An 18,078-nucleotide genomic window follows, 5' to 3' on the forward strand; every position below is an offset into this window, starting at 1 on the left:
TGTGCCCCCCTTTATCTTGGCAAAAATATCCTGCGGGGAGGTCTGGAGGGGTGCAAAACCCCTCCAGCGCGTGCGGCGGTGCGCCTCAGATCTCCCGTTGAAGCTTCACGGCTTCCACCCGCGCCAGCCGTAGAAAATGTGCCATGAAGGGGCGGCTGGCATCCTCTTCGCGGGTGGCCGCATACATCCGCTTCTGCGCGGGTGGGTTGCCCAGGGGCCGCGTCACATAATCGGCACTGCTCTTCACCTCGCGCATCACCCAATCCGGCAGGACCGACACCCCGCGGTTCGACCCGACCAGCATCAGGATCACCGCCGTCAGTTCCGCGGTGCGGTGGCCGCGGGGTTCCACCCGGGCGGGGGTCAACAGTTCGGTGAACACATCCAGCCGGTCGCGGCTGACGGGATAGGTGATGATCACCTCCTCCCGCAGATCCTCGGCCGTGATGAAAGGCTTGGCCGACAAGGGGTTCTGCGACGAACACAGGAAGGTGGGGTGATAGTCGAACAGCGGGTTGAACAGGATCCCCGGCAGGTCCTTCGGGTCCGAGGAGATGACAAGGTCCACCTCCTCGCGGTTCAGCGCGGGCAGGGCATCGAAGGCCAGACCGGCGCGGATGTCCACATCCACCTCGGGCCAGGCGCGGCGAAACATCTCCAGCACCGGGAACAGCCAGTCATAGCAGGCGTGGCATTCCAGCGTGATATGCAGCCGCCCGGTCTTGCCGGACCGCAGGGCGGCGAACTCCTGCTCCATCGCGTCGATTTCGGGCAGGATGCGCTCAGCCGCGCGCAGCATGCGGAACCCGGCCGCCGACAGGCGCATGGGTTTCGACCGTCGCACGAACAGCTCCATCCCGGCCTGATCCTCCAGCCCGGCCACCTGATGCGACAGCGCCGATTGCGTCATGTTCAGCATTTCAGCCGCCCGGGCGAGGCCGCCCGCCTGATGGATCGCCCGGATCGTGCGCAGGTGTTTCAGCTCAACGTACATGAACAGTTCTCATGATCATTCTGAAGATTATGAATTGGTCTCACATCCGGGAATCTGCGACAAGGGGCGCGTTGAAGGAGAAGTCCCATGTCCAAGGCCCCGCGCATTTCGTTCGAGTTCTTCCCGCCGCAGACGCTGGATGCGTCATTCCGGCTGTGGGAAACCGTGCAGGCGCTGGCGCCGATGCAACCGAATTTCGTTTCGGTCACCTATGGCGCGGGCGGCACCACGCGCAAGCTGACGCATGAGGCCGTGGGGACGATCCACCGCAACTATGGCCTGAACGTCGCGGCCCACCTGACCTGCGTCGATGCCTCGAAGGCCGAGACGATGGAGATTGTCGAGGCCTATGCCGCCGCCGGCGTGACCGAGATCGTGGCCCTGCGCGGCGATGCCCCGAAGGGCGCGGCGAAATGGGAAAAGCACCCCGACGGCTTTGCCTCTTCGGTTGAACTGGTCGAGGCGATCGCAAAGACCGGCAAGTTCAAGGTCCGCGTCGGCGCCTATCCCGAACCCCATCCCGACAGCCCCGGCACCGCCGCGGATGTGGAATTCCTGAAGCGCAAGATCGACGCGGGGGCCACCAGCGCCATCACCCAGTTCTTCTTTGAAGCCGACACCTTCTTCCGCTTCCGCGATGCCTGCGTGAAGGCGGGGATCACCGCGCCGATCATACCCGGCATCCTGCCGATCATCAGCTGGGATGGCGCGAAGAAATTCGCCCGCCGCTGCGGATCGGACGTGCCGGTGAAGCTGGACGAGGCGTTTACCCGTGCCGTGCGCGACGGGCGCGAGGAGCTCTATTCGCTCGCCCAATGCACCCAGCTTTGCGACAAGCTGATCGAAGGCGGCGTGGACGATCTGCATTTCTACACGCTGAACCGCCCGCATCTGACCCGTGAGGTGGTCCGTGCGCTTGGCATCCAGCCCGAGGTTGTTCTGGAAAAGGTTGCCTGAGTTTCCTGAGGTTCTTCCGACCTGAGTCTCCCTGTACGGCCCCTTAGCGTAAGCGGGGGCCGCTTTTTTGGGCAGCAGCCTTGCCCCGCGGGACGAATGGATTACTGTCCGCGGGGACGAAAGGACGCCCCATGACCAAGCTTATCACCCTTCTGAACGGCCCGAACCTGAACCTGCTGGGCAAGCGGCAGCCCGAAATCTATGGGCGCGAGACGCTGGAGGATGTGGTGGCCGCGGTCACCGCGCTGGCGGGCGATCTGGGGCTGTCGGTCGCGGCAGTGCAGTCGAACCACGAAGGCGCGCTGGTCGATGCCATTCAGGCCGCGCGCGAGACTTCGGCCGGGATCATCATCAATCCGGGCGCCTATTCGCATACCTCGGTGGCCATTCTGGACGCGCTGAACACCTTCGAAGGCCCGGTGCTGGAGGTGCATATCTCCAACATCCACAAGCGCGAGGCGTTCCGGCATCATTCCTTCGTCTCGTCGCGGGCCGAAGGGGTGATCGCGGGCTTCGGGACCGAAGGGTATCTGCTGGCGCTGCGCCGGATGGCGACGCTGGTCGGCGGCTGAGCCGCAGGCCGGGCGATGGAGGATCATTTCCGCGCCCATCCTGCGGCCCGGCTGTTCGGTCCGGACGGTGCGGAGGTGCCGGTGGCAGGTGCGGGTGGGCTGATCCCGGCCGATCCGCCCGCGCAGGCCATCGCACGGGCGCTTGCGGCGGGGCAAGGCTTCCGCATCGGGGGCGACGGTCCCGCGCCGGATCAGGGGTTTGAGACGCTGACCTCCGGCTCCACCGGCCAGCCGCGGCGTATCGCCCGCAGCGTGGCCAGCTGGACGGCCAGCTTTGCCGTCAATGCGCGTCTCTTCGGCATCGGGCCGGGGCGGCGGCTGGCGGTTCTGGGCGGGTCGGTGCATTCGCTCTCGCTCTATGGCGCGCTGGAGGGGGCCTGTCTCGGGGCCGATGTTCACGTGCTGGCCGGGCTGCGGCCTGACCGGCAGGCGGCACGGCTGGCGGCCAGCGAGGTGGATACGCTTTATGCGACGCCCGCCCAATTGCGGGGGCTGGACCGCCCGCTGCCGGGCCTGCGGTTGGTGCTGGTCGGCGGGTCGAAGCTGGACGCGGCCCTGCGCGCGCATCTGGCGACGCTGGCGCCGGAGGCTGAAATCCGGGAATTCTACGGCGCGGCCGAGACCAGTTTCATCACCCTGGCCGATGCGGAGACGCCGGAAGGATCGGTCGGGCGGCCCTATCCCGGGGTGGAGATCCGGGTTGATGCCGGTGAGGTCCGGGTCCGCAGCCCCTATCTCTTCACCGGCTACGCCTCGGACCCCGGCGGTGCGGTCTGGCAGGACGGTTGGCTGTCGGTGGGGGAAATGGGTCGGATGGAGGGAGGTTTTCTCTGGCTGGACGGGCGCAAGGGCCGGATGGTCACCGTGGCCGACCAGAACGTGTTCCCCGAAGCGATCGAGGCGCTGATGGAGACGCTGCCCGGCATCACCCGCGCCGCCGTCCTGCCCGAACCGGACCCCCGCCGCGGCACGGTGCTGTATGCCGTAGCCATGGGCGATCCGGCGGCGGAGGCGGCGGTGCTGGCGCATCTGCGGCAGGTCCTTGGCCCGCTGAAGGCGCCGCGGCGGATCCTCTGGCGCGACGACTGGCCCGAGACGGCAGCGGGCAAGACCGATTTTGCCGCTTTGGTGCGGGCATGACCGCGCGGATCATCGCCGCCCGCCGCAGTGCGGTTGTGCCCCGCGGCGGCGCCTTTGCGGGCCTTCGCGTTGAAGACATGGCCGCCCCGGTGATTGCCGCGCTGCTGGCCGATGCCGGGATGGCGCCGGGCGCGGTGGAGGAGGTGATCTGCGCCGAATCCATCGGACAGGGCGGCAATCCGGCGCGGCGCATTGCACTTGCCGCGGGGCTCCCCGAGGGGGTGGCGGGCCTGAGCATCGACCGGCAATGCGCGGGGGGGCTGGATGCCATCGCGCTGGCCGCCGCGCTGGTGACGGCGGGCCGGGCGCAGGTGGTGGTGGCGGGCGGGGTGGAAAGCGCCTCACGCAGCCCGTTTGCCCAAGGGGCGGGGCGCGGCTTTTTGCAGGCGCCCTTTACCCCATGGCCCGGCCGTGACCCCGATATGGCAGCGGCGGCAGACCGGCTGGGCATCCCGCGGGCCGAACAGGACGCCTGGGCGGTGGACAGTCACGCCAAGGCGCTTTTGGCGGCAAGCTGGCCCGAGATCGTGCCGCTGGCGGGGCAGGGGCGTGATGCCTTTGCCCGTGCCCTGACCCCCGCGCTGGCCGCGCGCGCGCCTGTACTGCATGGCCAGATCACCGCGGCCAATGCGGCGGTGGCGGCGGATGCGGCGGCTTTCGTTCTGGTGGTGTCCCCCAAGGTGGCACAGGGCCGCGGACTGCGGATCGCGGGTGCGGCCACGGTCGGCGCGCGGCCCGAAGAGCCGGGGCTGGCGGCCATTCCCGCGATGCAGGCGGCGCTGGTTGAGGCCGGAGTGCAGCCTGGGGTGCTGGAACGGGCCGAGGTGATGGAGGCCTATGCCGCGCAGGCCATCGCCTGTGTCCGGGGCACGGGGCTGGATCCGGCCCGGGTGAACCTGAAGGGCGGCGCGCTGGCGCGGGGCCATCCGATCGGAGCATCCGGCGCCATTCTGGCGGTGCGGCTGTTCCATGATCTGACGGATGGCCCCGGCCTTGCCGGGATCGCGGCGGCCGGGGGGATTGGTGCGGCGCTGGTGCTGGCACCGGGCTGAGCGACCTGCTTCTCGCAGGCCCGGCGACGAGACGCCCGAGGAGTGTCTAGGATTACGCCCGCGACAAGAGCGAGGCCGGGCGCATCTTTGCCAGCGAGACGGTGATGAATGCGGCCAGAACCGCCTTGATCACATCGCCCGGCAGGAAGGCCCCGGCCAGAAGCGCCGCCTCGGGCAGGGTCTTGCCCAGCATGATCGCCATGCCCGGAATGCCGAACAGATACATCGCGCCGATGCCGCCGATGACCGAGCCGGCCCCGGCCGCGATGCCCAGGGGCAGCGTCGTCCGCTCCACCACGAAGCCCGCGACGAAAGCGGCGACCGGGAAGCCGATCAGGAAGCCCACGGTGGGCGAGGCAAAGACGCCAAGGCCACCGCGCCCGCCCGACAGGATCGGCAGGCCCGCCGCGACCAGCGCCAGAAACAGCAGAACGGCCAACGCGCCCCGGCGGGCGCCCAGCACGGTGCCGCAGAGCATGATGCCCAGCGATTGCGCCGTGATCGGCACGCCGAAGGACAGGGTGATCTGCGGCACGAGGCCCAGAATGGCGATCAGCGCGGCGAACAGGGCGATATGGGTCAGGTTGCGTTCCATCGGGGCCTCCTCTTTCTGCGGCTGCATCTAATCCGTGCCGCCGCGGGCGCGCAAGGCATCTGCGGCATGGTCCGCATCGTCCAGCGCGGCCAGAACGCCGGGCACCAGCACCCGCCAGCCCGGCCGGCGCGGGCTGCGGGCGCGCCAGGCCTCGTGCAGGCGGGCCATGGTCAGCGCCATTGCCGGAAGAAAGCGGATCACCAGCGCGAAGGCCAAAGCCAGCCGCCGCGGCGGGATCAGCGGGGCCAGCGGGCGGGCCAGCCACTCGAAGACCGAAAGCATGTCGGACAGTCGCGTCGTCATGGTCACGAGATTGGCCGCAGCCACCGCGGTGACCATGCGCAGCAGCACCACGGCCCCGGCCCGCGCCTCTCCGGTCCAGAGATGCCAAAGCGCCACCACCGCCACAAAGGGCCAAAGCGGGCGCAGCATCCGCAGCGCATGGGCCGCGAAAATGCGCCCTCCCGGCAGGTGCAGCACGGCCACGCCGGCCAATGCCAACGCCAGCGCTTCGGGCGTCTTCAGCGCAAAAAGCCCGACCGTGCCCGCCGCCAGCGCCGCCAGCTTCGTCCCGGCGGACAGGCGGTGCCATGGCGTTTCAACCGGCGAGGTCAGCGTCAGCATCCAGCGCCCCCTGCCGCTCCATCTCGGCCTGCCACAGGGGCAGCACCCGTGCGGGCGGCCCGTCTGCGGCGATGCGGCCTGCCTCCATCCAGATCAGCCGGTCGGCCCCGGCCAAAGCGGCCCCATCATGGCCGATGGTGATCAGCCGCTGCGGCAGCGCTGCCAGCCGCCGCCGGAGGCGGATCAGCGTGGGAAGATCCAGCCCGGTGAAGGGTTCGTCCAGCAAAAGCGTGCCGGGCTGCATCAGCAGCAGCGACAGCAGGCACAGATACTGCCGCTGCCCGCCCGACAGGGTGGAGACCGATGCCTGTGCCCAATGCGCGCGCCCTTCGGCAGCCAGAGCCGCCCGGGCGCGGGCCAGCGCCTCGCGCTGCGGCAGTCCGGTCTGGCGCAGGCCGAAGGCCAGTTCCTCTTCGGCCGTGGGAAACAGGATCTGGTGATCGGGATTCTGGAACAGGATGCCGATGGACCGCAGGGCGGCCTTGCGGTCGCGGAACGGGTCGGCCCCGCCGATGGTCACCTGACCGGAGACGGGGGCGATCAGCCCGGCGATCATCCGCATCAGCGTGGTCTTGCCCGAGCCGTTGCGGCCCAGAATGCCGATCCGCCGTTCGGTCAGCACCAGCTGCAGCGGCGCCAGAACCTCGCGCCCGCCCAGCCGGACCGGCCCGCATTCAAGGCGGATCTCATCGGGGAGGGGGTCGGTTGCGGGCATCAGGCTCCGGCACGGGACAAGAGGGCAGGGCAGGACAGCGCCGCCCGTCTTAGGCCGCAATGCGCCCTGTGCCAAGGCTTTGAAAGGCAGATGTTCGGGATACCGGACAGGGGAAAATCGGGTTGGCGCAGTTAGACTAAGCGGCGCATGGGGCTGACGCGGTTACGGGGCGTCAGAGCCGTGCGTTTGCAGAGGATCGCGGATCGGCAAAGCATTGGGTTAAAACAGAGTGGCGCGACGTCGGTTGCCTGAAACGAATGCCCGGAGCGCGGGTCTGAAGCCTTCGGGAGCGCAAAGCCTTGTGGCAATGCGAAGCCCTGCACCCTGGCCGAAAAAGCGAAAGGGCGACCATCCTTGGCCGCCCTCGCCCCTGCACACGGCGCAGGATCAGCAGTTGGCGATATAGGTGCCGCCGCGGCCGTCGCTGTAATAGCACTTGCCGGGCTGGTTGGCCTGACCCATCAGCGTGCCTGCCACCGCGCCCAGTGCCGCGCCGGTCAGCGCGCCCTGCAGTTTATCGTCGCCCGACGAAACGGCCGCGCCAACCGCCGCACCGGCCAGTGCGCCGACGGCCGTGTTCTGGCCGGGCGTCGTGGTCGTGGTGCAGGCAGACAGTGCCAGCGCCGCCACGGGAAGGGCGATAAGAATGGTTTTCATGATGACCTCTCGAGGACCTGTTGTAAGGACTCAACGCAATGCGTGGAGAGAGGTTCCTTCTTCGCCCGAATTTCGTCAACGGTCATGATGGCCGCCTTGACAGCGGCCACCACGCACGGCCGCTCAGCCCTGACGGGCCGCGGCGACCGCCTCTTCCAGAATGCCAAGGGCCTCGGTGAAATGCGCCTCGGGGATGGTGATGGGCGCAAGGAAGCGGATTACATTGCCGTAGACCCCGCAGGTCAGCAGGATCAGCCCGCGCTTCAGCGCCTCCACCCGGACGCGGCCGGTCAGACCGGCATCGGGTTCCGTCGTGCCGGGCTTGCCGAATTCGACGGCGACCATGAAGCCCGGGCCGCGGATGTCGATGATTTCCGGCGTGGTGGCGCGGATCGCCTCCAGCTTCTGCTTCAGCCGGCTGCCAAGTTCATTGGCGCGGTTGCAGAGGTCTTCCTCTTCGATCACATCCAGCACGGCATTGGCCGCGGCCACGCCCAGCGGGTTGCCCGCATAGGTGCCGCCAAGCCCGCCCGGCTGGCTGGCATCCATCAGATCGGCGCGGCCGGTCACGGCCGAGATCGGCAGACCGCCGCCCAGACCCTTGGCCATGCAGGTGATGTCGGCGGCCACACCATGGGCCTCCATCGCAAACATGGTGCCAGTGCGGGCGAATCCGGTCTGCACCTCGTCCGCGATCATGACGATGCCGTGTTCGTCACACAGCTTGCGGACCGCTTTCACCAGATCGGTCGGGGCGGGGTAGAAGCCGCCTTCGCCCTGCACGGGTTCAAGGATGATCGCGGCCACCCGGGCGGGGTCCACATCGGCCTTGAAAAGCTTGGCCACACCCTCCATCGCCGCCGCGGTCGAGATGCCGTGCACATCCTGCGGGAAGGGGACGTGATAGACATCGCCCATCATCTGGCCGAAGCCCTTCTTGTAGGGTTCCACCTTGCCGGTCAGGGTCATGCCCATGAAAGTGCGGCCGTGGAAGGCACCGCCAAAGGCCACCACGGCATTGCGGCCGGTGGCGACGCGGGCAATCTTGATCGCGTTTTCAACGGCTTCGGCGCCGGTGGTGGCAAAGATCGTCTTCTTCTTCCAATTGCCCGGCACCTTTTCGTTCAGACGCTCGGCCAGACGGATGTAATTCTCATAGGGCAGCACCTGATGGCAGGTGTGGGTGAACCGCTCCAGCTGTTCGGAGACGGCGGCCATCACCTTGGGGTGGCGGTGACCGGTGTTCACCACGGCAATCCCGGCGGCAAAGTCGATGTAGCGGTTGCCCTCGATGTCCCAGACTTCCGAATTCAGGGCGCGGTCGGCATAGATCTGGGTGGTCATCCCCACCCCGCGCGAGACGGCATCCTCGCGCCGCTTGGCGACATCGGCGTTTTTCATCCTGTGCTCCATCACATCGGGGCCTTGGCCCGCTGAACCCTGCGGGGCTGGCCCGCGACGGCGCCATTTGACCAAAACCACCGCCGCGCTTCAATCCAGACGAAGGGCCACGGTAAGTCCAGTTCGCGCCCTTCGGTGAACCCAGAGCCGCGCGGCAGGAATCGGACCGGGATTCAGATTCCGTTAACCAGCCCGGGCCTAGGCTGAGCCAGCGAATGAGGAGAGGCGGTATGGCGGACGGTCAGCTTTCGAACACCCCACACCCCACCCCACCCCGAACGGAGGAGGACCGGCTGGACTGGCTTCGCCTCATTCGCTCCCGCAGGGTGGGTGCGGTGACGTTCCACCGGCTGATGGCAGAACACGGATCCGCGCGTGCGGCGCTGGCGGCGCTGCCTTCCGTCGCGCGGGCGGCGGGCGTGACGGATTACAGCGCCTGCCCGGTTGAGGTTGCGCGGGATGAGGTGGCGAAGGCCCGCGTCGCTGGGGCGCAGGCGCTGTTCTATGGCGGGCCGGGCTATCCCGCCCTGCTGATGGAGCTGCCAGATGCGCCGCCGGTTTTGTGGGTGCAAGGCAACCTGTCACTGCTGGAACGGCCCATGGTGGCGCTGGTGGGCGCGCGGAATGCCTCATCCCTCGGGGTGCGGATGGCACGGCGATTGGCCGAGGGGCTGGGGCAGGCGGGGTTCACTGTCGTCTCGGGCCTTGCCCGCGGCATCGATTCCGAGGCGCATATGGCGGCCATGGCCACCGGCACCGTGGCGGTGCAGGCGGGCGGCGTCGATGTGGTCTACCCCGAGGAAAACGCCGGTCTGGCCGAGGAAATCCGCCGCAGCGGCCTGCGCCTTTCGGAACAGCCGATGGGTCTGGCGCCGCAGACCCGGCATTTCCCATTGCGCAACCGCATCATCGCCGGGCTGGCCCATGCGGTGGTGGTGGTCGAGGCGGCGGCGCGGTCCGGCAGCCTGATCACCGCCCGCGCCGCGCTGGATCAGGGGCGCGAGGTGCTGGCCGTGCCCGGCCATCCGTTCGACGCCCGTGCCTCGGGCTGCAACCTGCTGATCCGCGACGGGGCCACGCTGGTGCGCAGCCCCGCCGATGTGCTGGAGGCCTTGGGCCAACCCGCCGCGGTGGCCGCCGATACCGGCGAAGTGCGCGAGACGGTGCTGCCCGGGCCGCCGCCCGCCGCCACCCCGTCGCTGGGTGATGTGACGCAGATCCATAATCTGATCCTTGACCGTCTTGGCCCCAGCCCGCTGGCGGAGGACCAGCTGATCCGCGATCTGGCGCTGCCTGCGGCGCGGCTGGCGCCCGAGCTTCTGGCGCTGGAACTGGAGGGGCGGATCCGCCGACAGCCCGGCGGGCTGCTGTCCCGGACCTGATCCGGTCTTCTGCCGCCGCTGGTCAAAGCCCTGCGGGCAGTCCTCGCAACACCTGTCCCGGGCCTTCAAGAGCTTGCGGCGCAGGTCCCGGGTCATCGGCGCGCGCCCGGGTCCGGGCCGCAAACCGCCGCGGATTTTGCCACCGCAGCATGCCGGTTGACAACTCGTCCCTTCCCCCCACATCTAGCCCGCGCTGGTTGAAAGCGGTTCGGAAGGGGAATTCATGCCTGTCGTCGTTGTGGAATCTCCTGCCAAGGCCAAGACAATCAACAAATATCTTGGCCCCGACTTCGTCGTCCTTGCGTCTTATGGCCATGTCCGCGACCTGCCCCCGAAAGATGGTTCGGTCGACACCGAGCACGATTTCGAGATGAAATGGGAGGTCGCGGCCGAGTCGAAAAAGCACGTCCGCGCGATTGCCGAGGCGCTGAAGACCGATGACACGCTGATCCTTGCCACCGACCCCGACCGCGAAGGCGAGGCGATCAGCTGGCACCTGAAAGAGGCCCTCGCCTCCAGCCTGAAGAAGGGCAAGACGGTCGCCCGCGTCACCTTCAACGCCATCACCAAGGATGCGGTGACCAAGGCGATGAAGGAACCGCGCGAAGTGGATGGCCCGCTGGTCGAGGCCTATCTGGCCCGCCGCGCGCTGGACTATCTGGTGGGCTTTACCCTCTCGCCCGTGTTGTGGCGCAAGCTGCCCGGCGCGAAATCCGCGGGTCGGGTGCAGTCGGTCTGCCTGCGGCTGATCGTTGAACGCGAGATGGAGATCGAGGCGTTCAAGGCCCGCGAATACTGGACCGTGAAGGCGGTCTTCACCACCCCCCGCGGGCAGGAGTTCGAGGCGCAGCTGGCCGTTCTGGGTGGCGAGAAGCTGCAGAAATTCGACATTCCGACTGCGGCTGCCGCCGAACTGGCGGTGCAGGCTGTCACTTCCCGAACCTTCAGCGTAGCGGCGGTGGAATCGAAGCCTGCCACCCGCAACCCCTGGCCGCCCTTCATGACCTCCACCCTCCAGCAGGAGGCCAGCCGCAAATACGGCATGGGTGCCAAGCAGACGATGAACGCCGCGCAGCGCCTTTATGAGGCGGGGCACATCACCTATATGCGGACGGATGGCATCGACATGGCACCCGAGGCGGTGACCGCCGCGCGCGCCGAGATCGCCAGCCGCTTCGGCGCGGCCTATGTTCCGGACAGCCCACGGATCTACAAGAACAAGGCCAAGAATGCGCAGGAAGCGCATGAATGCATCCGGCCGACCGACATGGCGCTTGGCCCGGAGAAGATCCGGGTCGAGGACGACCAGCGCAAGCTCTATGAACTGATCTGGAAGCGCACGCTGTCCAGCCAGATGGCAGCGGCGCGGCTGGAGCGGACGGCGGTGGACGTGGCCAGCCCCGACGGGCAGGTCATGCTGCGGGCGAACGGGCAGGTCGTGCTGTTTGACGGCTTCCTGAAGGTCTATGACGAATCGCGCGATGAAGAGGGCGAGGACGAAGGCCGCCTGCCGCAGATCATGCAGGGCGAAGCGGTGGGGAAGGGCGCGATCACGCCCGCCCAGCACTTCACCCAGCCCCCGCCGCGCTATACCGAGGCGACGCTGGTCAAGCGGATGGAAGAGCTTGGGATCGGCCGACCGTCCACCTATGCCTCGATCCTGACCACGATCGTGGATCGCGAATATGTGCGCAAGGACAAGAACCGGCTGATCCCCGAGGACAAGGGGCGACTGGTTACGGCCTTCTTGACCAACTTCTTCCGCCGCTATGTCGAATATGATTTCACCGCCGATCTGGAAGGCGAGCTGGACGACGTTTCTGCGGGAGAGCGGGATTACAAGGAAGTCCTTGCCCGGTTCTGGCGCGATTTCTCGGCCGCGGTGGCGGAAACCGCCGATCTGCGGATTGGCGAGGTGCTGGACAAGCTGGACGATTTTCTGGCGCCGCATCTTTATCCGCCGCGGGCGGATGGCGGCGATCCGCGCGCCTGCCCCACCTGCGGCACCGGGCGGTTGCATCTGAAGACGGCGCGTTCGGGCGGGGCCTTCATCGGTTGCGGCAATTACCCGGAATGCCGCTACACCCGGCCGATTGCCGGCGATGCCGAGGCGGTGGCCTCGGACGGGCGGATTCTGGGGCAGGATGAAAACGGCAATGAAATCAGCCTGCGCGCGGGCCGGTTCGGGCCCTATGTCCAGCGCGGCGAGGCGACCGAGGCGCAGCCGAAGCCCGACCGCTCCAGCCTGCCGAAGGGCTGGTCGCCGGACAGCCTGACGCTGGAACGGGCGCTGGCGCTGTTGTCGCTGCCGCGGCAGATCGGTCCCCATCCAGAGGACGGGGCCATGGTGGAAACCGCGATCGGCCGGTTCGGGCCGTTTGTGAAGCACAACAGCACCTATGCGAACCTGCCGGATGTCGAGGAAGTATTTACCCTTGGCATGAACCGCGCGGTGGAACTTCTGGCGCAGAAGGCGGCACGCGGCCCCGGCGGGCGGGGGGCGGCGGCGCAGCCCCTGAAGGTGCTGGGCGAACACCCGGACGGCGGCGAAGTGCAGGTGATGCCCGGCAAATACGGGCCTTATGTGAAATGGGGCAAGGTGAATGCCACCCTGCCCAAGGACCTGCCGCCCGAGACGGTGACGCTGGAGGAGGCGCTGGCGCTGGTGGCCGAGAAGGCGGGCAAGTCGGGCGGGGCAAAGAAGAAGGCCCCGGCGAAGGCCGCGGCCAAGCCCAAGGCCGCCACAAAGGCCGAGGCCAAGCCCAAGGCGGCGGCCAAACCCAAGGCTGCGAAGAAGACGGCCGCCAAGGCGGCCGACTGACCCCGAGCCGGTTGGCCGGAACGGCCAGAGGCGAGGCAAGAGGCTTGCGGCCTTGTCCGTTTCCGGGCAAGGCCGCGCTGCTTTACTGGCCCTGCGGTTTCAGAAGGCGGGCCAGAACGCCGGTGGCGCGCACCGTGCCGATGCGGCGCCCGGCCTCCACCACGGCCAGGGCCTCGGTTCCGGCGGCCAGCGCCTCCATCACCGATTTCACCGGCATGTCGGGGGCAATCTCGCGCCCGGCGGGGCCACCCTCTGCTCCGCCGGCCATCACGTCGCGCGCGGTGAGAACGCCCAGAGGGTTCATATGGGCGACGAAATCCGCCACATAATCCGAGACGGGATTGGCAATGATCTCGCGCGCAGTGCCGCATTGCACGATGCGCCCGCCCTCCATCAAAGCGATGCGGTTGCCGATCTTGAACGCCTCGTCCAGATCGTGGCTGACGAAGATGATGGTGCGCTTCAGCCGCGCCTGCAGCTCCAGCAATTCGTCCTGCAGCTTGGCGCGGATCAGCGGGTCCAGCGCACTGAACGGCTCGTCCATCAGCAGGATCGGCGCTTCGGTGACGAAAGCCCGGGCCAGACCCACGCGCTGCTGCATCCCGCCCGAGAGGTCGCCCACCCGGCGGTCGGCCCATTGGCTCAGGTTCACCAGCGCCAGCTGCGCATCCACCCGTGGCGCGCGTTCGGCTGCGGACAGGCCCGCCAGTTCCAGCCCAAGGCCCACATTCTCGCGCACGGTGCGCCATGGCAACAGACCGAACTGCTGGAACACCATCGCGACGCGGGTGGCGCGCAGACGGCGCAGGGTGGCGGCATCGGCGCGGGTGACCGAGACCATGCGGTCGCCGTCATGTACCCGCACCTCACCCCGCACCACGGGGTTCAGCGCGTTCACCCCGCGCAGAAGCGTGGATTTGCCCGAACCGGAAAGGCCCATCAGCACCAGAATCTCGCCCTCGGGCACCGTCAGGCTGCAGTCATGCACACCCAGAACCTGCCCGGTTTTCTGCTGGATTTCGGTCCGTGACAGCCCTTGGTCCATCAAGGGAAGCGCCTGGTCGGGCCGGTCGCCAAAGACGATGGACACGCGGTCGAATTCAACGGCGGAACGCGGCTGGCCGGTCATTTGCGGGTCACCTTCAGCATGCGGTCCAGCATGATCGCCACCACGACGATGACGAAGCCCGATTCAAAGCCGAGCGCAGAGTTGTTCTGGCCCAGGGCCCGCACCACCGGAATGCCCAGTCCATTGGCGCCCACCATGGCGGCGATCACCACCATGGACAGCGACAGCATGATGGTCTGGTTCAGCCCGGCCATGATCTGCGGCAGCGCCCAGGGCAGTTCCACCTTCCACAGCTTCTGCCGTGGCGTGGCGCCAAAGGCCGTTGCCGCCTCGACAAGTGCCGAAGGCGTCGAGGAGATGCCAAGGCAGGTCAGCCGGATCGGGGCGGGGATGACAAAGATCACCGTGGCCAGCAGGCCCGGCACCATGCCCAGTCCGAAGAACACCACCGCCGGGATGAGATAGACGAAGGTCGGCAGGGTCTGCATCAGGTCCAGCACGGGCGACAATGCGGCATAAAGCCGGGGCCGGTGCGCACAGGCGATGCCGATGGGCACGCCCACGGCCATGCAGAGCATGCAGGAATAGAACAGCAGGACCAGACTTTCCGTGGTGGCCTTCCAGTAGCCCTGATTCAGGATGAACAGGAAGCCCAGAAGCACCAGCAGGCAGATCCGCCACGACCGCTGCAGATACCAGGCCAGCGCCACGAAAAGCGCCACCAGCACCAGCGGATGGGGCCACTGGATCACCGCCAGCGTGCCGTCGATCAGCCATTTCAGCGCATCGCTCAGGCTGTCGAACAGCCAGCGTCCGTTTTGCTTCAGCCAGTCCACGACCTGTTTGGCCGCCCAGCCGACCGGAATTTTCGGAATGTCCAACCCGTCCAACCCTGTCCCCGTTGCGCTGAGTTCGGGCGCTCCGCCTTGGCGGCGGATGCGCGAAAGACCTGCCGGGCGGATCTGTGGCCGCCCCGCAGGCATGGTTGCGATGGTCCGGCCCGATCCGGGCCGGAGCGGGATTATTGCAGCGCGGCGGTCACCGCGGCCTTGGCATCGCCGCCATCCTTGGTGGTGACGCCGTCCAGCCAGACCTCCCAGGTTGCGGGATTGGCGGCCAGCCAGGTCTTGGCGGCAGCCCGCGGGTCGGTGCCGTCGTTCAGGATGGCGCCCATGATCTCATTCTCCATCGGGAGCGAGAAGACGAGGTTCTGCAAAAGCTTGCCTTGATTGGGGCATTCCGCGACATAGCCCTTGCGGGTGTTCGTCGCCACGATGGCGCCGCCGAAATCGGGGCCGAAGACATCATCCCCGCCGGACAGATAGGTCAGCTTGAAGTTGGCGTTCATCGGATGGGGTTCCCAGCCCAGAAACACGATGGGCTGGCCTGCGCTGGTCTTGCGGTCCACTTCGGCCAGCATGCCCTGCTCGCTGCTTTCCACCAGTTCAAAGCCCGACAGGCCGAACTGATCCGCCGCGATCATGTCAAGGATCAGCCGGTTGCCGTCGTTCCCGGCCTCGATGCCGTAGATCTTGGATTCCAGCGGGCCGGCCTGATCCTTGATCTTTGCGAAATCGGTGATGCCAAGGGCGGCGCCCGCCTCGTTGGTGGCCAGCGTGTATTTCGCGCCTTCCAGATTGGTGCGCACCGTCTCGACCGTGCCCGCGTCACGGTATTGGGCGATGTCGCCCTCCATCGTGGGCATCCAGTTGCCCAGAAACACGTCGATGTCGCCCTCGGCCAGACCGGCATAGGTCACCGGGACGGAAAGGATCTGGGTCTCGGTCTCATAGCCAAGCGCCTCCAGCACCAGAGTGGTGGCGGCCGTGGTGGCGGTGATGTCGGTCCAGCCGACATCCGAAAAGACGATCTTGTCGCAGCCCTCGGCAAAGGCGCTGCCGGCAAGGGCAAAGGTCACCGTGGTGGCCAGAAGGATGGAACGGCGGGTCATGGCGGGCTCCCTGTGGGGTGGCGGTTTTTTGTTGATTGACGAGTCAATAAACTTCGTGCTTCGTCGGTCTTGCAAGTGTTTTGTTGAGCCACGGACACAGGAAAGATGCCGAAGCTTGGGATGGAGCCTATTCGAAAGGCGGCGCTGGTCAAAGCCACGATCGTCGAAATCGGGCGGGCCGGGTCGCTGGATGTGACGGTCAGCCAGATCGCCAAAAGGGCAGGGATGTCCTCGGCGCTGGCGCATCATTACTTTGGTTCCAAAGAGGAAATGTTCCTTGCGGCGATGCGGCATATCCTGACGCTTTACGGGGCCGAGGTGCGCGGCGCGCTGGCTGCGGCGCAGGGGCCAGAGGCGCGGGTGCGGGCGGTGCTGCATGCCAGTTTCAGCCCCGGCAACTTCCGGCGCGAGGCGGTCAGCGCCTGGCTGAATTTCTGGGTCATGGCGCAGACCGTGCCCGAGGCGCGGCGCCTGCTGGCGGTCTATCAGCGGCGTCTGCGGTCGAATCTGATGGTGGGGCTGCGGGTGCTGGCCGGTCCGCAGGCCCCGCGAATCGCCGAAGGGCTGGGCGCGCTGGTGGACGGGCTTTACTTGCGTGAAGTGCTGAAATCCGGGCCACCGGACGGGCAGGCCGCGGCGGCCACCGCGCTGGCCTATCTTGAGACCGAACTGAAAGGGATTCCCGCATGAAGGCGCAACCTGCCGCCAGCCATTTCGTCGATGGCGCCTATGTCGAGGACAAGGCCGGTGCCGCGATCGAGGTGGTCTATCCCGCCACCGGCGAAGTGATCGCCGTTCTGCACGAGGCGACGCCCGCCGTGGTCGATGCCGCGCTGGCCAGTGCCGCGCGGGCGCAGAAGGACTGGGCCGCTTTGCGCCCGGTGGAGCGGGCGCGCATCCTGAGCCGTGCTGCCGCGCTGATCCGCGAAAAGGGTGAGGAACTGGCCCGGCTGGAGACGCTGGACACCGGCAAGCCCTTGCAGGAAACCCGCGTGGCCGACTGGCCCTCGGGCGCGGATGCACTGGAATATTTCGCCGGGCTGGCCCCCACGGTGACGGGCGAGACAATCCCGCTGGGCCGCGACATGGTTTATACGATTCGTGAGGCTTTGGGCGTCTGCGTGGGCATCGGGGCGTGGAACTATCCCAGCCAGATCGCCTGCTGGAAATCCGCGCCCGCGCTGGCCATGGGCAATGCGATGGTGTTCAAACCGTCCGAAGTCACGCCCCTTGGCGCGCTGAAACTGGCGGAAATTTATATTGAGGCCGGGTTGCCTGCGGGCCTGTTCAACGTGGTGCAGGGCCGGGGCGCCGTGGGCGGCGCGCTGGTCACCGATCCGCGGGTGGCCAAGGTCTCGCTGACCGGATCGGTGCCCACGGGGCGCAAGGTCTATGCCGCCGCCGCGGAAGGCGTGCGCCATGTGACGATGGAACTGGGCGGCAAGTCGCCGCTGATCGTCTTTGACGATGCCTCGGTCGAGGATGCGGTGGGCGCGGCCATGCTGGGGAATTTCTATTCCGCCGGGCAGGTCTGTTCCAACGGCACCCGGGTGTTTGTGCAGAAGGGCATCAAGGCACGGTTTCTGGACCGGCTGGCCGAACGGTCGGCGCGGATCGTGCTGGGCGATCCGATGGAAGAGGCGACCCAGATGGGCCCGCTGATCTCTGCCGCTCAGCTGGAGAAGGTGACGGGCTATATCGCGCGGGCGAAGGCCGAAGGCGCGCGTCTGATCGCCGGCGGCGGGCGCGGCCCGGCGAATGACGGCTGGTTTGTCGAACCCACCGTCTTTGCCGACGTGACCGATGCGATGGAGATTGCCCGCGAAGAGGTATTCGGCCCGGTGATGGCCGTGCTGGACTTCGAGACCGAGGAAGAGGCCGTGGCCCGCGCCAATGCCACCGAATTCGGGCTGGCGGCGGGGGTGTTCACGCAGGACATCGCCCGCGCGCATCGGGTGATCGCGCAGCTGGAGGCGGGGACCTGCTGGATCAACGCTTATAACCTGACCCCGGTCGAGGCGCCGTTTGGCGGCGCCAAACGCTCGGGCGTGGGGCGCGAGAACGGCCATGCGGCCATCGAACATTATAGCCAGGTGAAGAGTGTGTATCTGGGCCTTGGGCCGGTAGACGCGCCGTATTGACGGCGCC

The 18,078-nt window shown here is 67.4% G+C and carries 17 protein-coding genes; 8 read left to right on the plus strand and 9 right to left on the minus strand.

The genetic code is table 11. The annotated features are described in order from the left end of the window. Nucleotides 1–85 precede the first annotated feature (85 nt). Entirely contained in the window at nucleotides 86–994 is a 909-nt protein-coding gene (locus ACO2Q5_RS05535; protein WP_423288739.1) for a LysR family transcriptional regulator, read from the minus strand. 87 nt (nucleotides 995–1,081) lie between these two features. On the opposite strand from ACO2Q5_RS05535, the gene metF reads away from it, so the two are divergent. The 4 genes from metF (at nucleotide 1,082) to ACO2Q5_RS05555 (ending at nucleotide 4,715) form a co-directional block, all read left to right on the plus strand. After that, nucleotides 1,082–1,951, plus strand: coding sequence for a methylenetetrahydrofolate reductase [NAD(P)H] (gene metF, locus ACO2Q5_RS05540; RefSeq protein WP_423288741.1), 870 nt, complete (start codon nucleotides 1,082–1,084; stop codon nucleotides 1,949–1,951). Nucleotides 1,952–2,082: 131 nt separating this feature from the next. After that, entirely contained in the window at nucleotides 2,083–2,523 is a 441-nt protein-coding gene (aroQ, locus tag ACO2Q5_RS05545) for a type II 3-dehydroquinate dehydratase (RefSeq protein ID WP_423288743.1), read from the plus strand. 15 nt (nucleotides 2,524–2,538) lie between these two features. After that, on the plus strand, nucleotides 2,539–3,663 hold the full coding sequence (locus ACO2Q5_RS05550; RefSeq protein WP_423288745.1) for an AMP-binding protein: 1,125 nt from the start codon (nucleotides 2,539–2,541) through the stop codon (nucleotides 3,661–3,663). Next, nucleotides 3,660–4,715, plus strand: a complete 1,056-nt coding sequence (locus ACO2Q5_RS05555) for a thiolase family protein (RefSeq protein WP_423288747.1) — start codon at nucleotides 3,660–3,662, stop codon at nucleotides 4,713–4,715. Before ACO2Q5_RS05550 ends, ACO2Q5_RS05555 begins: the two co-directional genes overlap by 4 nt. 52 nt (nucleotides 4,716–4,767) lie before the next feature. On the opposite strand, the gene ACO2Q5_RS05560 is transcribed toward ACO2Q5_RS05555, so the two are convergent. From ACO2Q5_RS05560 to ACO2Q5_RS05580, 5 genes are all read right to left on the minus strand, one after another. After that, nucleotides 4,768–5,310, minus strand: coding sequence for a biotin transporter BioY (locus ACO2Q5_RS05560; protein WP_423288749.1), 543 nt, complete (start codon nucleotides 5,308–5,310; stop codon nucleotides 4,768–4,770). Nucleotides 5,311–5,337: 27 nt separating this feature from the next. Continuing rightward, on the minus strand, nucleotides 5,338–5,934 hold the full coding sequence (locus ACO2Q5_RS05565) for an energy-coupling factor transporter transmembrane component T family protein (RefSeq protein WP_423288751.1): 597 nt from the start codon (nucleotides 5,932–5,934) through the stop codon (nucleotides 5,338–5,340). Beyond that, a complete protein-coding gene (locus tag ACO2Q5_RS05570) occupies nucleotides 5,909–6,649 on the minus strand; it encodes an energy-coupling factor ABC transporter ATP-binding protein (protein WP_423288753.1) in 741 nt (246 codons plus the stop codon). Before ACO2Q5_RS05570 ends, ACO2Q5_RS05565 begins: the two co-directional genes overlap by 26 nt. A 387-nt stretch (nucleotides 6,650–7,036) precedes the next feature. Next, nucleotides 7,037–7,306, minus strand: coding sequence for a glycine zipper 2TM domain-containing protein (locus ACO2Q5_RS05575; RefSeq protein WP_423288755.1), 270 nt, complete (start codon nucleotides 7,304–7,306; stop codon nucleotides 7,037–7,039). A 123-nt stretch (nucleotides 7,307–7,429) separates the two neighbouring features. Beyond that, complete coding sequence (locus tag ACO2Q5_RS05580; protein WP_423288757.1) at nucleotides 7,430–8,707, minus strand: 4-aminobutyrate--2-oxoglutarate transaminase; 1,278 nt, start codon at nucleotides 8,705–8,707, stop codon at nucleotides 7,430–7,432. 230 nt (nucleotides 8,708–8,937) lie between these two features. Here ACO2Q5_RS05580 and dprA point away from each other — a divergent pair, with 230 nt between their 5' ends. Both dprA and topA read left to right on the plus strand, forming a co-directional pair. Next, nucleotides 8,938–10,089, plus strand: a complete 1,152-nt coding sequence (dprA, locus tag ACO2Q5_RS05585) for a DNA-processing protein DprA (RefSeq protein WP_423288759.1) — start codon at nucleotides 8,938–8,940, stop codon at nucleotides 10,087–10,089. Between the two features lie 223 nt (nucleotides 10,090–10,312). Continuing rightward, entirely contained in the window at nucleotides 10,313–12,910 is a 2,598-nt protein-coding gene (gene topA / locus ACO2Q5_RS05590; protein ID WP_423288761.1) for a type I DNA topoisomerase, read from the plus strand. An 82-nt stretch (nucleotides 12,911–12,992) separates the two neighbouring features. Here the strand turns inward: topA and choV are convergent, their stop codons facing one another. From choV to choX, 3 genes are all read right to left on the minus strand, one after another. Beyond that, nucleotides 12,993–14,039, minus strand: a complete 1,047-nt coding sequence (gene choV, locus ACO2Q5_RS05595; protein WP_423288763.1) for a choline ABC transporter ATP-binding protein — start codon at nucleotides 14,037–14,039, stop codon at nucleotides 12,993–12,995. Then, complete coding sequence (gene choW / locus ACO2Q5_RS05600) at nucleotides 14,036–14,869, minus strand: choline ABC transporter permease subunit (RefSeq protein WP_423288765.1); 834 nt, start codon at nucleotides 14,867–14,869, stop codon at nucleotides 14,036–14,038. Before choW ends, choV begins: the two co-directional genes overlap by 4 nt. A 131-nt stretch (nucleotides 14,870–15,000) precedes the next feature. After that, nucleotides 15,001–15,930, minus strand: coding sequence for a choline ABC transporter substrate-binding protein (choX, locus tag ACO2Q5_RS05605; protein ID WP_423288767.1), 930 nt, complete (start codon nucleotides 15,928–15,930; stop codon nucleotides 15,001–15,003). A gap of 105 nt (nucleotides 15,931–16,035) precedes the next feature. Between choX and betI the strand changes: the two genes are divergently transcribed. After that, nucleotides 16,036–16,620, plus strand: coding sequence for a choline-binding transcriptional repressor BetI (betI, locus tag ACO2Q5_RS05610; RefSeq protein WP_423288769.1), 585 nt, complete (start codon nucleotides 16,036–16,038; stop codon nucleotides 16,618–16,620). Then, a complete protein-coding gene (betB, locus tag ACO2Q5_RS05615) occupies nucleotides 16,617–18,071 on the plus strand; it encodes a betaine-aldehyde dehydrogenase (protein WP_423288771.1) in 1,455 nt (484 codons plus the stop codon). Before betI ends, betB begins: the two co-directional genes overlap by 4 nt. The last annotated feature ends 7 nt before the right edge of the window (nucleotides 18,072–18,078 follow it).

The organism is Neotabrizicola sp. VNH66, from assembly GCF_049445895.1.
In the GTDB taxonomy this organism is placed as follows: Bacteria; Pseudomonadota; Alphaproteobacteria; order Rhodobacterales; family Rhodobacteraceae; genus Pseudogemmobacter.

Coding starts and splice junctions, on each gene's coding strand:
- ACO2Q5_RS05575 (WP_423288755.1), bottom strand. CDS start 7,306: ATGAAAACCATTCTTATCGCCCTTCCCGTGGCGGCGCTGGCACTGTCT.
- choV (WP_423288763.1), bottom strand. CDS start 14,039: ATGACCGGCCAGCCGCGTTCCGCCGTTGAATTCGACCGCGTGTCCATC.
- betB (WP_423288771.1), top strand. CDS start 16,617: ATGAAGGCGCAACCTGCCGCCAGCCATTTCGTCGATGGCGCCTATGTC.
- ACO2Q5_RS05565 (WP_423288751.1), bottom strand. CDS start 5,934: ATGCTGACGCTGACCTCGCCGGTTGAAACGCCATGGCACCGCCTGTCC.
- ACO2Q5_RS05580 (WP_423288757.1), bottom strand. CDS start 8,707: ATGAAAAACGCCGATGTCGCCAAGCGGCGCGAGGATGCCGTCTCGCGC.
- ACO2Q5_RS05560 (WP_423288749.1), bottom strand. CDS start 5,310: ATGGAACGCAACCTGACCCATATCGCCCTGTTCGCCGCGCTGATCGCC.
- ACO2Q5_RS05550 (WP_423288745.1), top strand. CDS start 2,539: ATGGAGGATCATTTCCGCGCCCATCCTGCGGCCCGGCTGTTCGGTCCG.
- ACO2Q5_RS05570 (WP_423288753.1), bottom strand. CDS start 6,649: ATGCCCGCAACCGACCCCCTCCCCGATGAGATCCGCCTTGAATGCGGG.
- ACO2Q5_RS05535 (WP_423288739.1), bottom strand. CDS start 994: ATGTACGTTGAGCTGAAACACCTGCGCACGATCCGGGCGATCCATCAG.
- metF (WP_423288741.1), top strand. CDS start 1,082: ATGTCCAAGGCCCCGCGCATTTCGTTCGAGTTCTTCCCGCCGCAGACG.
- betI (WP_423288769.1), top strand. CDS start 16,036: ATGCCGAAGCTTGGGATGGAGCCTATTCGAAAGGCGGCGCTGGTCAAA.
- topA (WP_423288761.1), top strand. CDS start 10,313: ATGCCTGTCGTCGTTGTGGAATCTCCTGCCAAGGCCAAGACAATCAAC.
- ACO2Q5_RS05555 (WP_423288747.1), top strand. CDS start 3,660: ATGACCGCGCGGATCATCGCCGCCCGCCGCAGTGCGGTTGTGCCCCGC.
- aroQ (WP_423288743.1), top strand. CDS start 2,083: ATGACCAAGCTTATCACCCTTCTGAACGGCCCGAACCTGAACCTGCTG.
- dprA (WP_423288759.1), top strand. CDS start 8,938: ATGGCGGACGGTCAGCTTTCGAACACCCCACACCCCACCCCACCCCGA.
- choX (WP_423288767.1), bottom strand. CDS start 15,930: ATGACCCGCCGTTCCATCCTTCTGGCCACCACGGTGACCTTTGCCCTT.